At 62.1% G+C, this 14,243-nt stretch carries 17 protein-coding genes; 9 read left to right on the forward strand and 8 right to left on the reverse strand.

Translation table 11 applies throughout. The features are described 5' to 3' along the window. The first annotated feature begins 42 nt into the window (after positions 1-42). The 6 genes from AC1TPF_RS25045 (at position 43) to AC1TPF_RS25070 (ending at position 6,672) form a co-directional block, all read left to right on the forward strand. Positions 43-603, forward strand: coding sequence for a helix-turn-helix domain-containing protein (locus tag AC1TPF_RS25045; RefSeq protein WP_482141932.1), 561 nt, complete (start codon positions 43-45; stop codon positions 601-603). 391 nt (positions 604-994) lie between these two features. Continuing rightward, entirely contained in the window at positions 995-3,172 is a 2,178-nt protein-coding gene (locus AC1TPF_RS25050; RefSeq protein ID WP_482145630.1) for an amidase family protein, read from the forward strand. A 3-nt stretch (positions 3,173-3,175) separates the two neighbouring features. Further along, positions 3,176-3,973 carry a 5-oxoprolinase subunit PxpA gene (locus AC1TPF_RS25055; RefSeq protein WP_482141678.1) on the forward strand — a complete coding sequence of 266 codons (798 nt, stop codon included), beginning with the start codon at positions 3,176-3,178 and terminating at the stop codon, positions 3,971-3,973. After that, the gene (locus tag AC1TPF_RS25060) at positions 3,970-5,325 is read left to right on the forward strand and encodes a cytosine permease (RefSeq protein ID WP_482141680.1); all 1,356 of its coding nucleotides are present in this window, start codon (positions 3,970-3,972) and stop codon (positions 5,323-5,325) included. Before AC1TPF_RS25055 ends, AC1TPF_RS25060 begins: the two co-directional genes overlap by 4 nt. Beyond that, a complete protein-coding gene (locus AC1TPF_RS25065; protein ID WP_482141682.1) occupies positions 5,322-5,597 on the forward strand; it encodes a hypothetical protein in 276 nt (91 codons plus the stop codon). Before AC1TPF_RS25060 ends, AC1TPF_RS25065 begins: the two co-directional genes overlap by 4 nt. Before the next feature lie 73 nt (positions 5,598-5,670). Beyond that, complete coding sequence (locus tag AC1TPF_RS25070; RefSeq protein ID WP_482141684.1) at positions 5,671-6,672, forward strand: formamidase; 1,002 nt, start codon at positions 5,671-5,673, stop codon at positions 6,670-6,672. 193 nt (positions 6,673-6,865) lie between these two features. Here the strand turns inward: AC1TPF_RS25070 and AC1TPF_RS25075 are convergent, their stop codons facing one another. The 4 genes from AC1TPF_RS25075 to AC1TPF_RS25090 form a co-directional block, all read right to left on the reverse strand. Continuing rightward, positions 6,866-7,465, reverse strand: coding sequence for a hypothetical protein (locus tag AC1TPF_RS25075; RefSeq protein WP_482141686.1), 600 nt, complete (start codon positions 7,463-7,465; stop codon positions 6,866-6,868). A gap of 72 nt (positions 7,466-7,537) precedes the next feature. Further along, positions 7,538-8,137, reverse strand: coding sequence for a TetR/AcrR family transcriptional regulator (locus AC1TPF_RS25080; RefSeq protein WP_482141688.1), 600 nt, complete (start codon positions 8,135-8,137; stop codon positions 7,538-7,540). An 87-nt stretch (positions 8,138-8,224) separates the two neighbouring features. Next, a complete protein-coding gene (locus tag AC1TPF_RS25085; RefSeq protein WP_482145631.1) occupies positions 8,225-8,668 on the reverse strand; it encodes a TetR/AcrR family transcriptional regulator in 444 nt (147 codons plus the stop codon). Between the two features lie 14 nt (positions 8,669-8,682). Beyond that, positions 8,683-8,820: a hypothetical protein gene (locus AC1TPF_RS25090; RefSeq protein WP_482145632.1), complete on the reverse strand. Its 138-nt coding sequence runs from the start codon at positions 8,818-8,820 to the stop codon at positions 8,683-8,685. A 145-nt stretch (positions 8,821-8,965) separates the two neighbouring features. Between AC1TPF_RS25090 and AC1TPF_RS25095 the strand changes: the two genes are divergently transcribed. Further along, entirely contained in the window at positions 8,966-9,112 is a 147-nt protein-coding gene (locus AC1TPF_RS25095) for a hypothetical protein (RefSeq protein WP_482141692.1), read from the forward strand. Positions 9,113-9,334: 222 nt separating this feature from the next. Here the strand turns inward: AC1TPF_RS25095 and AC1TPF_RS25100 are convergent, their stop codons facing one another. Together AC1TPF_RS25100 and AC1TPF_RS25105 are read right to left on the reverse strand one after the other, a co-directional pair. Then, positions 9,335-9,847: a hypothetical protein gene (locus tag AC1TPF_RS25100; RefSeq protein WP_482141694.1), complete on the reverse strand. Its 513-nt coding sequence runs from the start codon at positions 9,845-9,847 to the stop codon at positions 9,335-9,337. Positions 9,848-9,918: 71 nt separating this feature from the next. Then, complete coding sequence (locus AC1TPF_RS25105) at positions 9,919-10,122, reverse strand: zinc-ribbon domain-containing protein (protein WP_482141696.1); 204 nt, start codon at positions 10,120-10,122, stop codon at positions 9,919-9,921. Between the two features lie 262 nt (positions 10,123-10,384). Here AC1TPF_RS25105 and AC1TPF_RS25110 point away from each other — a divergent pair, with 262 nt between their 5' ends. Continuing rightward, a complete protein-coding gene (locus tag AC1TPF_RS25110) occupies positions 10,385-11,377 on the forward strand; it encodes an adenosine deaminase (protein ID WP_482141698.1) in 993 nt (330 codons plus the stop codon). A gap of 71 nt (positions 11,378-11,448) precedes the next feature. On the opposite strand, the gene AC1TPF_RS25115 is transcribed toward AC1TPF_RS25110, so the two are convergent. Next, positions 11,449-11,883 (reverse strand): MarR family winged helix-turn-helix transcriptional regulator, encoded by a 435-nt coding sequence (locus AC1TPF_RS25115; RefSeq protein ID WP_482141700.1) that lies wholly within the window; start codon positions 11,881-11,883, stop codon positions 11,449-11,451. A gap of 67 nt (positions 11,884-11,950) precedes the next feature. Between AC1TPF_RS25115 and AC1TPF_RS25120 the strand changes: the two genes are divergently transcribed. After that, on the forward strand, positions 11,951-12,475 hold the full coding sequence (locus tag AC1TPF_RS25120; RefSeq protein WP_482141702.1) for a hypothetical protein: 525 nt from the start codon (positions 11,951-11,953) through the stop codon (positions 12,473-12,475). A 12-nt stretch (positions 12,476-12,487) separates the two neighbouring features. Here AC1TPF_RS25120 and AC1TPF_RS25125 read toward each other — a convergent pair whose 3' ends face one another. After that, positions 12,488-14,242, reverse strand: coding sequence for a hypothetical protein (locus AC1TPF_RS25125; RefSeq protein WP_482141704.1), 1,755 nt, complete (start codon positions 14,240-14,242; stop codon positions 12,488-12,490). Position 14,243 lies beyond the last annotated feature (1 nt).

Consider the following 14,243-nt stretch of genomic DNA (forward strand, 5'->3'; position numbering starts at 1 on the left):
GAACCCGATAGAGAATTTGCGAAAAGTGCAAAAATGGACGCTATGGACGCCGAACTTGCACAGATGCTCGCCGACATAGGGCCGCGTTTGCGCTCACTTCGTCGTGATCGCGGTATGACGCTCGAGGCGCTGGCCGACGCCACTGGTCTATCTGTCAGCGCGTTGTCGCGGTTGGAGTCCGGGAAGCGCCGCCCAACTCTCGATCTGCTTGTGCCGCTGGCTCGAACGCATCGAGTGGCTCTCGACCAACTTGTCGGTGCACCTGCCACCGGCGATCCCCGAGTCCATCTCACGCCGCGGCGCAGTGGTAACGGGAGCGCCGTGGTTCCATTGACGCGTTATCCGGGGCGCGTGCAGGTCTTCAAGCAGGTGATCGGTCCTCGCCCTCAGAAGCTGGTCACTCATGCCGGATACGAATGGCTTTACGTTCTCGCGGGAAGCGTGCGGCTCATTCTCGGCGCCAATGAAGTTCTACTAGGCCCCGGTGAAGTAGCGGAGTTCGATACCAATGAGCCGCACTGGTTTGGGCCTGCTGACGATCAGGTGATCGAGATACTCCATCTGTTCGGCCCGCATGGAGACAAGGCTCATATCCGAACGTAACGGCGTTGAGCTCAGCCATGCGACCCACACAGTGCTGTTCGGTGTTCGTCGCACTCGTAGGCGTGTATCCCGGCCAGATGGCGACGTCGGGAAGTTCCTGCGTACCCGATGGTCTCGGCGGCAGCTTCACCGATTTGCAAGGGTTGGGTGGTGGATACGTCCGAGAAACTCGTCCAGCACGAGTTCAGGGCTGACCATGATTCTTCGGTTCCCGCCCGAGAAGACCTACGCACTGCGTAGTCATTCTCCCTCTTTTGAGACCTCGTCATCAGGACGTAACGAGACCGCGATGACGTCATACAGCCGCAACAAATCAACAACGTAGCCGTCATCGGCAACCGGAAACCTTCATGTGTGATCACAGTTGGATCAGGGATGGAGTTGATATCACATGGCAGTCGAGGTCTTGCCGCCGACGACGTTGGCGGAAAGCGTCTATCAACAGATCCGCCGCAACATAGTTGAAGGCCGAATAGCTCCGGGGACACGTGTGTCCATCCGCTCACTCGCCCAATCGGTCGGGGTTTCGACCATGCCGGCACGAGAAGCTCTGAAACGGCTGAACTTTGAGGGTCTGGTGGCGTTCGATCGCCGAGCTGTCACGATCACCACGCTGACGCCGAGCGAGATCAGGAGACTCTTCACCATCCGGTTGGCACTCGAGTCCCTTGCCACGGAGTGGGCGCTAGACGAACTCGACGACGACGGAATCGCGGCCCTGCGTTCGGTTCTCGATCAGATGACCGATCCGGACATCACCCCTCACGAGTGGCGCGAGCTGAATCGCAAGTTTCATCAGACCTTCTATGCCGGTGGCAACAGTCGCTACCTGATGGAGCTCATCCACAACATCTGGGATCGTATCCAGCCCTATATGGCGATCTATGCGACAGCCATGCACAACTTCGAGGAAGCCGACCGCCAGCACGAGCGTATGTATCAACTGATGCTTGCTCGCGACCTCGACGCACTCCTCGATGCCACCCGAGATCACCTCGAACACACGGCAGAAACCATCGTCGGAGCACTGGGAACAGATGCCGGTACGGGCAAGGAGAAACAGGTGAAATACCAAGAGCTGTCAGTGAGTTCGTTCCACGGAATGATCGAGACGGGCGATGCGACCAGTGCCGGTCTCACCGCGTGGTACCTCGACCGGATCGCGGCCCTCGACGCAGCCGATAACCCCGACGGACCGCAGATCAATTCGGTGGTCACACTGAACCCGGCGGCACTCGAGGACGCCGCACGGATCGATGACCAGTACGCACGCACCGGTACTCTGGTCGGCCCATTGCACGGTGTGCCGATTCTGGTCAAAGACCAAGGGGAAACGAAAGGTATCCCAACCTCGTTCGGTAACAAGGCATTCGCTGAGTACATCCCCGAGGCCGACGCCACGGTCATCGATCGGCTCCGTAAGGCCGGCGCGGTGATCCTCGGTAAAACGGCGATGTGCGACTTTGCCGCGGGGTGGTTCTCGTTCTCGTCACGGACCGAGCACACCAAGAACCCCTACGATCTCGATCGCGAGACCGGGGGATCGAGTGCTGGGACGGCCGCAGCCGTGACCGCAAACCTCTGCCTCGTCGGGATCGGGGAAGATACCGGTGGATCGATTCGCCTGCCGTCCTCGTTCACCAATCTGTTCGGTCTCCGCGTTACCACCGGGCTCATCCCGCGCACTGGTTTCTCCCCGCTGTTGCACTTCCAGGACACACCAGGACCCATGGCGCGCAATGTGCCCGACCTTGCCGCGATCCTTGACGTCATCGTCGGGTACGACCCGGCCGATGCCTACACCTCCATCGCCACCACAACCTCGGATGTCGGGAACTACCGCGAGGCGATCGCCGACGTCGACGCCGACTCCATCTCGTCGTTCCGGGTCGGCGTGCTCACGGACGGTTTTGGTGAGGGTGTAGATCAAGGTCTCACCAATTCGGTTGTGCGAGACGCCATCACCCAGCTCAATCAGCGGGGGGTTGCCGTGGTCGACGGTTTGGAACTCGGTGATCTGCCGGCGTGGGTGGCAGGTACTTCGCTGTACACGATCCAGTCGAAAACCGACATCGAAGAGTTTCTGCAGGCACGGCCGGGTGCGCCCGTCACCAAGCTCCGCGAGATCGTTGACGGTGGATTCCATCCACTCACCGACCTGATCGCCGACATCGCCGATGGTCCATCTGTGCCCGAGGAGGATCCCGATTACTTCCCGCGCCGTCTGCGTCAAGACGAATGGCGACGCACATTGATCTCGATGATGGCCGATGCCGATGTAGATTTCCTGATCTACCCGACGGTCCAGGTACCGGCACCCACCCGCGAAGAGCTTGCAGCAAAGCGCTGGACTGCACTGGATTTCCCGACCAACACCGTCATCGCCTCACAGACGTCGCTGCCCGCCATGAGCATCCCCGCAGGCTTCACCGACGGTGGACTTCCCGTCGGACTCGAAGTACTCGGCCGCCCCTTGTCCGAGCGCAGTCTGCTGAGGTTCGCGCGTGCGTGGGAACTGGCAGTGAACCCTCGGCGACCTGCGGCTCTGACCGCAGACGTGGAGGGATGATCAATGCCGGTCCTGGACCTCAACTGTGACCTCGGTGAGAGTTTTGGCGTCTACGACTACGGCGCCGACACCGAGATGATGCCCATGATCACCTCGGCGAACATCGCGTGCGGTGCTCACGGCGGCGACCCCGCGGTCATGCGGCGGAGTGTTGATCTGGCAGCAGGCCATGGAGTTGCGATCGGTGCCCATGTCGGTCTCCCGGATCGAATCGGGTTCGGGCGTCGCGAGATCCCGACGACGCCTCAGGAGGCGTATGACCTGTGCCTGTACCAGGTCGGTGCGCTGGACTCGTTTGTTCGGGTCCGCGGCTGCACCATGCAGCATGTGAAACTCCATGGGTCGCTTTACATGATGGTCAATCGTGATCCGCATCTGGCCGATGCGGTGTGCGCTGCGATTACCGAACTCAATCCGTCACTGCTCGTTTATGTGCTGCCCGGTTCCGAATTGCATTCCCGGGCGGCAGAACTCGGTCTGGGTACAGTCAGCGAGACTTTCGCCGACCGGCCCTATCGCGATGGCCAGGTGCAGATGTATGAACGAACGGCTGATCGCATAGGTGGTGTCGATCAAGTGATCGCCCGCACGCTGGCGCAACTGGCCAGGCCAAGCGATCATGGCATCCGATCGGTATGCGTACACAGCGATTCACCCAGCGCGCCAACACTACTCGCTGAATTGAGAACAGCCCTCGTCGATGCGGGCTACTCATTCACTTCTCCCTCGTCATCGGTGCCCAGGGAATCCATCACGGCACATTCACAGTTGCCGGCAACCATGCCAGAAGGTGCTTCATGACAACCTCCGCCAAATCCAATGCAGAGCCCGACCACGGCACACTGCATCTCGACTCAGAGTTCGAGAACTCGCCAGTTCCTGACTCGCACCGTCGATCGACGCTGTCGGTCTCCGCGGTGTGGTTCGGGTTCCCAATGGTCCTCACCTGTGCCATCTTCGGTGGCACCATCGTCTATGGCCTCGGGTTCTGGAAGGGCATCGCGGCGATTATCATCGGCAACCTCGTCCTGTTCGGATACGTCGGCGCACTGTCATTCATCGCAGGCAAAACCGGGAAGAACTTCGCACTCAGCGCTGCTGAGACGTTCGGGCATCACGGATCCAAAATTGTCACCGGCTTTCTCGCGACCGTCGTCATCGGCTGGTTCGCTTTCCAGACCGGCTTGACTGGCGCCACCCTGAACACGTCGCTGGGCTGGAACGAAACGTTGGTCGCGTTGATCGGCGGGCTGCTGTACATCGGTGTGACCTTCATCGGGATCCGCGCATTGACCGTCATCGGCATGATTGCCGCACCACTGTTCATCGCACTAGGCGTCGTGTCGATCGTCCTGGTAGCCCGGAGCAACGGGTGGGGTGCGATCACCTCCTATGAGGGCGGTGCCAGTGACGCGACCGTTCTCTCGATCGGTGCGGCAGTGACGATCGTCGTGGCCACCTTCATCGACTCGGGCACCATGGCGGCGGACTTCACGCGGTGGTCACGCGGCGGCAGAGAAGCCGTGATCGCCACCTTCAGCGCCTTTCCGGTCGCCAACCTCATCGCGATGGTGACCGGGGCGGTGATCGTGGCCGCGGGGGGAGCACTCAACCCGGCAACCGACGGTGGCGACTTCATGCCCATCCTCGTCGATCATGGCGCTGTCCTGACTGCGCTCGCGGTGTTCTTCGTGTTCGTCAACCTCGGTTCGGTGTGCTCACACTGCCTGTACAACGGCGCAGTGGGGTGGAGCCAGCTCACCGGTTCGAAAATGCGGGTGCTCACGCTCATCCTCGGCGCAATCGGCCTGGTCATCGCTTTGGCTGGTGTGTGGAGTCACTTCTCGACCTGGCTCAATCTGCTCGGCATCTTCGTGCCGTCGATCGGTGCGGTGCTGATCGTGGATCAGCTCATCACCCGCCGGGCCGCCACACGGGGCATCACCGCGTTCCGCGTACAACCCTTCGCGGCGTGGATCATCGGCGCCGTTTGCGCCTACGCCGTGCATCACTGGGCTCCGCAGTTCAGCGAAGCGATCGTCGGAATGGTCTGTGCCGCAATTGCTTATCTGATCATCGACAAGTTCGTGCCGACGGCTGCTCCTGCCAAGGTGAATGACGATGTCGCGGCGGAGATCGAGGTCGCTGTATGACGCTCCCGGCCGACGTCGACCTGACCCGAATGACGGCCACCGCGGTCTCGGCAGCGGTCCGTTCCCGGTCGGTGACCGCTGTCGAGATCACCGAAGCCGCACTTGCACAGATGAATAGGCTCGACGATCATCTGCACGCGTTTGTCGAACGCACCGACGACGCCGCTCGCGCCCAGGCCGTTGCGGTCGATGCTGCGCTAGTCCATGGTCCGCCGAAGGCTGACCACCGCGCAGATGCCCGCATCTGGGCGATGCTGCAGCAACTTTCGTGAGTGTCAGACCATTCGGAGGGCGATGGCCACAACTGTCGTCGCTCTCCACCGCGACAGTAAGGAACTAACAACCATGAGTGGACTCGATGGACTCAATCCGACGCCCGGGGCGCTGGTCCTGGGACTGGTGCAGGCCCGGGTGCCGATCATCAAGACCCCGGCAGACCTGAAGACGACCGCCGAACGACTCGCCAGTGTCGTCAAGGGTGCGAAGAAGGGCATGCCGACGCTCGACCTGGTCGTGATGCCGGAGTACAGCATCAACGGTCTTGACCCGGACACCTGGCTCGACAACGAGATGCTCTGTGACCGAGACGGACCCGAGATGGCGCTGCTCGCCGATGCCTGCCGTCAGGCCGGGGTCTGGGGGTGTTTTTCGATCATGGAACGCAACCCGTCCGGTGCGCCGTGGAACAGCGGCATCATCATCGACGACAACGGCGAGGAGGTTCTCTACTACCGGAAGATGCATCCGTGGGTGCCCGCCGAGCCATGGGCGCCCGGAGATCTAGGGATCCCGGTCTGCGACGGCCCGTCCGGTTCCCGGATCGCGCTCATCATCTGCCACGACGGAATGTTGCCCGAGATGGCCCGGGAGGCAGCGTACAAGGGCGCCAACGTCATCCTGCGCACGGCGGGATACACCTACCCGATTCAGCAGTCATGGCGAATCACCAATCAGACCAACGCCTTTCACAACCTCGCCTATACGGCCTCGGTGGCGCTCGCCGGCCCGGACGAGAACAACATCTGGTCGCAGGGTGAGGCGATGGTGTGTGACATCGATGGCACCGTGCTGGTGCGGGGTGACGGATCGCCAGATCGTGTCGTCACCGCCGAGGTCGTCCCCGCCCGGGCAGATGAGGCGCGCCGGGGGTGGGGTGTCGAGAACAACATCTACCAACTCGGGCACCGCGGGTACACAGCAGTCGACGGCGGGGCCACAGATTGTCCTTACACGTTCATGCAGGATCTGGTAGCGGGCGAGTACCGCTTGCCATGGGAAGCCGACGTGCAGCACGTGGACGGGACCGGCGCGGGGTGGGATACCCCGCAGAATGTACGGGCGCGGTGAGCATTTCGATCCCGAAATAGCTCGAGCAGCCTTCGGTGCGTGTGCCGCTGGACTATCCGATTCTGTCTCTCACCTCCTCGAGGGTCTATTCACTCGGCAGCGGGGGATGTGATGTGGAACGAGTAGAAGTCTTCGGTCCACGGTGACCGGTCGCCTTTGATCGTGTTGTTGCCGCGAGTGCTCCCGGGGCCGGTCAGTTGGTGACAGCAACCGGAGTGGCGTTCGCTCGGCGCCGGATCGCGATGGTGGCAGCGATGGTGGTGGTCACGGCGACAACGTAGACGGGGAACAGCCAGTCGACAATGCGCCACGAGTCCAGAGTCAGCAACGCGATCCCTCCGTTGAGTCCGGCGAGCACGTAGTAGTCCGACCTCTCGGTGTGCGGTGACCTCCAGCTCTTCACGATGGTGGGCAGTGCGGCGACAGAATCTGCGATCACGACCATGACGAGCGCCATCGTGGCGCTGTCCAGTAGGAGCCATGCCGCGATGGCGGCCACCGAGATCGCGCCGCAGACTACGTCCAACGTCGTGATGCGCCAGTAGCTTTCCCGGTTGACAAACGACGAGGCAAAGACGAACGCCGGTCCCAGGCCGACGGACAGGGTGAGGACTGAGGATAGTCCGACACCTTCGTCGATCTGCGCGAGGAAAGCGATGACGGGCATTGCAGCCCAGAGGAACCACGAGACCCTGTTCGGACTGGCCGAGCCTGTCAGCACTGCGCGGATGTAGAAGGAACAGCCGACCAGGCTCAGCAGCGCGCCGAACAGGACGAAGTGGGGGTCAATCATCGTTGAACTCGTTTTTCGATCGGAGGGCGAAACGCGGAATGGTTCTGCTTCGCCGGGCTTTTCGGATGTGGATCAGTCCGTTGTTGTCAGCGAGTTGAGCGCCTCGGCGGCACACATTGTGAGTAGGCGTAGCTGCGTTCGCGGCGGATATGTCTCGGTGTCCAAGATGGCCGTCAAGGCGAGACCATTGACGGTGGCGGACAGCGACTTCGCGATATCTTCGACGTCGTTTTCGGTGGCGTCTGAACGCAGGTCCTGGACCAGGGCGGTGATGCGCGTGACCCACTGGCGGTGGTGGTTGATGTGGACCTCTTTGAGTTGCGGCTCCGCCAGGGCGGTCGCGGCGAAGCCTGCCCACACGCGGACCTCGTCGACCCGGTCGTGATCCAGTGGCAGCACGGCCGATAGGACGTCCACAAGCACGTCGATGCTCGGCTTGCGGCCTTCCTGGATTGCGTCGGCGCGTGTGACGACGCGGCTGTACATCGTCCGACAGGCGTGAACCAAAACGTCTGTGCGCGAGCCGAAGTGGTGCATAATCAGGCCGGTGGTGCAGTCTGCGCGGACAGCGACCGCACGCAGCGAAACGTTCTCCAAGCCGCAGTCGGCCGCCACAGCCCACACAGCGGCGGAGATCCGGTCGACTACAGCTTGTGTCGGCCCGTCGGTCATAGATGATCCCGTCCCGGTGATACGTAACATGCGTTATGTGTGACCGTAACACACGTTACGCACCGGCCCAGTTAGGCAACATCGCCACTATCCAGGTCGGGTGAAGATGCCCGCTGTCGCAATGGCAACGCGGCGGCGTGCGGCTTCGGTGTCGTCACGGAAGCGATCCACACCCCATGACAGTGCGGTGATCAACTCGAACACCTCGTCCGCAGTGATGGACTCGACCGCATCGCCGGCGGATTTCGCTGCATCGAGAAGGGTGCTTGTCTGGGTGAATAGGGGATTGCAGGCCCCGTTCATCGATGATGACGGGTCTTCGCGGGCTGTGGAAATGCAGTACGGCAGGTCGTGGCAGATGCGCATCTGCCACGTCAGACGGAACAGCCATTCGGCAAGTGCCTCGCGTGGAGTGGACGATCGAGACAGCTCCTCTGGCTCGTTGAGCGCTGCTTCCGTGTTCGTCTCCATGACGGCCGCGAGCAGATCATCGCGGGTGGGGAAGTTGCGATAGAGCGTTGCATTGCCCACACCGGCGCGCAGGGCTATGCCATCGAGAGATGCGAGAACACCCTCGTCATCGAATGTTTGCGGGCGGCGTTGAGGATGGCGTCGCGGTTTCGCCGGGCATCGGCGCGCATGGGACGGGGCGACTTCGGGGCAGCACCCTGCGCAGCGGCCATGACAGCACTCCTTGACTAAGTGGGGAGCATCCCCCCACCAAGCGGTATGCGCCGCGGCCAAGACAGTGGCGGCTACCGGGCGTAGAGCGGCAGTTATTTCCGGGCGGGCGAAGATCACATCTTCATCGTCTGGTTCTTGCCAGTAGTGAGCGCAGTTCGCGGCGAACTCCAGAGCCTCGATCAACTCGAGTTCGGACAGTTTGGGGATCGCTTGAAGATCAACCGCCTCGATGACTTCGCGAACGTCCGCCGCAGTCTGGGGTCGGCGTCTGGGCGCAACTCGCTGATCTGAGCTGCACAAGTACGCGATGGCGGCGCAGAAAGAACGCCCCCGAGGTGACGCCAGAACAAGCGTGACCAGATCCATCGCGCAAGCTTACCGATGCCTGGACATTTGACCAGAACTGCGATCCTTCGGTGGTGACGTAAATTTCTGGGCCGCAATCGACTATCCGACGGTCATTCGTCTATCGAGTTGAGATGCCCCTGCCAGATGAAGCTTGAGACAACTCGTTCAGTCGGGTAGCGGTGGGCGGGGCGCGAATTGGCGTGCCCATACTTCTCGGGCCGCGATCGCGACCAGCACAACACCCATCGCGGACATGGTGTCGAGTTCGACGCTGTCGAGGATGCCTGGGGTAGCCAGCAGCAGTAGCCCCAACGCCACACACGGGGCGGCTACCGTAACTAGCCCCGGTAGCAACCGACGAGCCGAAATTGCTTCGGCCACAGCGGCGATGAGCACCACAACAAACGCAACCATCGACCAGAACTCCGGATCGGTCCATCGGTCATATGGCGCCGAAGCGCTGAAGTTGGCAATGCCCACCGGCGAGTCGGTCAGCGGGGTGTAGGCGGTCCACCGACTTGATCGCGCGGTGAAAGAGGCGTCAATAAAGCTGCCGTTCAAGCGATTGCTTGCGCCCGTCCAGCTGATGCCGCCGGCGAACAGTGTTGCGACCACAAAGATCCACCACGCGACATGGCCCGTGATGCGCGCGAGCGGGAATACGCGGCGGCTTGTCATGGTCAAGTTGTACAGGAGAGCGCCGTGTACGCGTTCGACTCTGTCGGTCGTGCAGAGCGCGGGCCAGGCGCTCAAACCTCGGTGATGGTGCCGCAGATGCCACATTGCTCGAGTTGACGACGCTTCCAACGTGCGATCGGAAGAAAAAACAGCGTGAATTGTTTGAATTGCTGGATGCGTGTCCATTGCGTGGTGTTGTGGCAGTGCGGGCACGTTCGGGTTTGACCCGGGCCGATGTGTTGCCGCTTGATGCCGTAACCGAAGATGAAGAACACAAGGCCAGCATAGAGGCCCCGTCTGGGTCGCCGAGTGCCCCGTGACACTGACAGGGCGAGAACGCCCCTTTCGACAGAATTCGTCGTGTTAGTAGGCGACGTATCGGGGAGCAGTCCATGTGCGAGCCGGCCGGCCGGCCGGCGACACCACGAATGGTAGTGTGGACCGTTCGTCGGGTCCGAGTAGGAATGCGATGACCGAACGCCCTGGACTTCGCTCACTGAGCCACTTCGACACCTGCACAACATGATTGGACCGCAAATGACGTCCCTACCGGTTGCCGAACTTCACCTCCACCTCGAGGGAACCCTCGAGCCCGAGACCATCTTCAGTCTCGCCGAACGAAACAAGATCACCCTGCCCTACGCCGACGTCGATGAACTGAGGAGCCGGTTCCAGTTTGCGGATCTGCAGTCATTTCTTGATCTGTATTACGCCAACATGTCGACGTTGCGGACCGCGGCCGACTTCGCCGAGATGACGAATGCCTACCTGGCGCGAGCAGCGCTCGCCGGTGTACGACATGCGGAGGTGTTCCTTGACCCACAGGCCCACCTGGTTCGGGGTGTTGCACTCGAAGAAGTGATGGAGGGAGTCACCTCGGCGCTCAGTAGCTCCATTGAAAATCACGGTGTCAGCACCGGCCTGATCGTTTCGATGCTGCGTGACCATAGTGCGGCGTCGGCCATGACCGTCCTCGACGACGTGCTTGCGCTCGGAACTCCGATGCTCGGGATCGGACTCGACTCCGCGGAGGTCGGATACCCGCCGTCGAAGTTCGTGGATGTGTACGCGAAGGCGCGCGCCGAAGGTTTGCACCTCGTCGCGCATGCAGGTGAAGAGGGCCCGCCTGCATACATTTGGGAGGCTTTGGACCTGCTCGGCGTCGAACGCATCGACCATGGAATAAGGTGCCTCGAGGACGAGAGGCTCGTCAAACGCCTGGTGCAGGAACGTGTTCCGTTGACCGTATGCCCGCTGTCCAATGTCAGCTTGAAAGCGGTTGATCAGCTGTCCGACCATCCGCTGCGGACAATGCTCCGCAAGGGCCTCAATGTGTCCGTCAACTCTGACGATCCCGCCTATTTCGGCGGATACGTCGACGACAACCTGAACGGGGTCCGCGACGCGCTCGACCTCAATGCTGAAGATCTCGCGACGTTGGCAAGAAATTCGGTCACAGGTTCGTTCGCGAACGATGCCCGTAAAGCCGAACTCCTGGCGGAAATATCGGTCGCGGTGCAGACGCTCTGAGCGCAACCGGATAGTGGGTCCGCTCACAGGACCTTTGCGCTCTGATGGTGCGACTCGTTGGGTCGGTGATCTCAGGTTTCGTCGAGGGCCGAAATTGCAGCCTGGATCACAGCGCGTGCACTGGCGAGTTGTCCAGCCGTGATAGCTGCGCGGTCAAGGAGGCGCGCCCGATCAGTGTCTGCCCGCTCGACCAATTGCTCAAGCACCCGGCGACCTTCGGACGTGAGCCGAAGGAGCGGCGAAGTCTGGTGGTCGGGATTGTCCACGGTCTCCACGAGGCCGTCTCGGATCAGGTCGCCGCAGACCCGGTGCACGCTCTGACGAGACAGTCCCAGACGCCGGGCCGCGCCGGCCGCGGTGGCCGGTTCGGACAACACGCTCAAGGCATGCCACCGGGCAACCGTCTGGTTCGCGTCCCGCGCGATCGACTCGCTGGTGCGACGAGATGTACCGGCCAATTCGTACACGTCGGCGATCAATAGTCGGTACATCTCGGCCCGGTCCACCAGGCGATGGTACACAAAAGTATGTCAATCGGGTGACAATTCGTCACCACCATGACACTCTGTCAGCATGTTGACAAATGTGGATGCGTTGAGAACGAACCTGTATGCGCCTGCGCCCGAGGAAGATCTCGCTGACAAGCTGCAAACGTTCGGGCAATTTATCGGCTCGTGGCACTTGCGGTGGGTCTCGGCGGCGACTGAGCTGGACACCCTCGACGGGGAGCTGCACTTCGGTTGGGTGCTGGGCGGTCGAGCGATTCAGGATGTATGGATCGTGCCTGGAACCGGGACGCCGGTGATGACTGGGCGTGTCCGTGCGTTCCACGGTTCCACGATCCGGTTCTACGATCCAGCGATCGATGCGTGGCGATCCACCTGGGTAGAGCCAATCAACTCGCGAGTGCGAAAGTTCATCGGACACAACGACGATTGCGGCAGCATCGAACTCATCAGCCGCGATGAAGATCCGTTGCTGCGGTGGCGATTCACCGAGATCACCGCCCGCTCGTTCACATGGACTGGCGAAGTTTCAGTGGACGACGGACACAGCTGGCAGCTGGAAGAAACAATGTTCGCCACGAGGACCCTGTAAACCGTTCCGGGGTCACACATTTCGTCGTGGAATGGCTGAGTCGTATTCAAGCCCACTGCGCCCTTCGCCGCGTCCCACAGAAACTCGGCGAGCAGTCCAGTTGTCATAGGACCCGTCAGACCGGCGTGCGAGAACGGGCACTCGCTGTACTCGTACACCTTCGCGGGGCACCTCGGCATCATCGAGTACAGCGTGACCGGGTTCGTTGAGCAGACGACCGATTCCGCGTATCGGCACACCATCGGGCGGTAGACCTTCACCGAATCGCAGCAGCGCGGAACGAACAAGGGCCAGTCGGACCGGTCCGTCGACTTCGATGCGGGCGACATAAGGAATCCACCATTCGGGGACCGACGTCTGCAGCAGATAGTCGAGTTCGGCATCGGGGATACGCCCGGAGAGAGGGGGTTCGACGGTATGGTGGTCGGCTTCTCGGAGGTGGGGGTCGCCCGCGAGATCTTCGACGATCCGCTCTACACCCCAGACCAGGTTGGCGGCTTCGTCACGCAGGAAAAGGACCTCTTCGACAGCCGGCCCCTCTAGGCAGCTGATCGAGGCGGGCGGGACGAACAGACCGTCGAACCCGGGTGTACCGCTGCGGTTCTCCCAAGCCTTGTCCGGTCCGGTGATCGTGAACATCCGCCATGGATCCTCGGGAAGGATCCGATCGCGGTCCGGCGCGTTCGCCGCGAGATACGTTTCGCCAAAGGTGTTGCGGTAGGTCACTGTTGTGACTGTGGCCAGCGACCTGGTGGGCAGGTCGATCGGAACGACGAGCCAGTCGCAGCCGAAAATGAGTGCGCATTCGGCGACGAGCAGGCGGGCCAGGTCGTGCGGGTCGGATTCGAGTGCGCCGATGTCGATCTGGGCGTCTTCGAATTCCCAGAATCGGTCGGCGGGCATGCCAGGGAACCGCAGTGGAGTTGCCACCGAGCGGTGGGTGAACGACTGTGGGTCGGTGCGTGGGCCGAGGTCGGTGGGGTCGCTGTCAAATGTCCACCAGTCGGCGGTGCCGCCGGCGGCTTCCGGGGCGCGCAGGGCTGTACCGGTCGAAATGCCCACGCTGTAACGGTGTTCGAGTCGACGGCCGACCCAGGACGACGCGTCGGTGGAGGGTGCGATCTCGCTGCGGTACCACTGCCGCCATCGGTTGGTGACCTCGAGGATCTCCGTGCGCTGCGGTCCGTCGAGCCAGGCGGGCAGGTTCGGACTTGCTTGTTCGAGTGCGACGGCGGCAATTTCGGCGTCGACGGCCCGTCCACGCAGGAGGAGGCCGGGGCCGGTCCAGCCGGGACCCGTCTTGTCACCGAACGGCAGGGGCGCCTCACGAATCAGACTGTCGGCGCTTGCGGACAGCCCGGCGTCGCGCAGGGCGGTGAGCAGGGCTGCACCTGCTTGGGCAAGAACTCGCAGGCCCGGGCGGCCGGCGATCGGCTCGCGTTCGACCGACACGTCCAGCGGTTCGTTGGTCAGGTCCCGCACGGCTTGTGGTTCGGTTGCCGTCCAATCGCCGGGTTGCCACCGCGTCACCGGTGCAATTGTCGCGTCCACGCGTACGGCCAGCGGGGTTCCCGCATCCTCGCCCGCGAACTCGCCGAACTGCCACTGTCGCGTCAACAACCACAGCGGATCACTCACGGCCGCAGACAAACCCGGCCCGGGATCACCCGAGAATGACTGCGGTTCGAGCCGAGTCCAGGATGGTGGTCGCAGAAGCAGCGGCGCCATCGTCGCGGTCCAGGCCTTCGTTGCGATCAGATCGGCCATC

It is taken from the genome of Williamsia sp. Y853 (genome assembly GCF_056786495.1).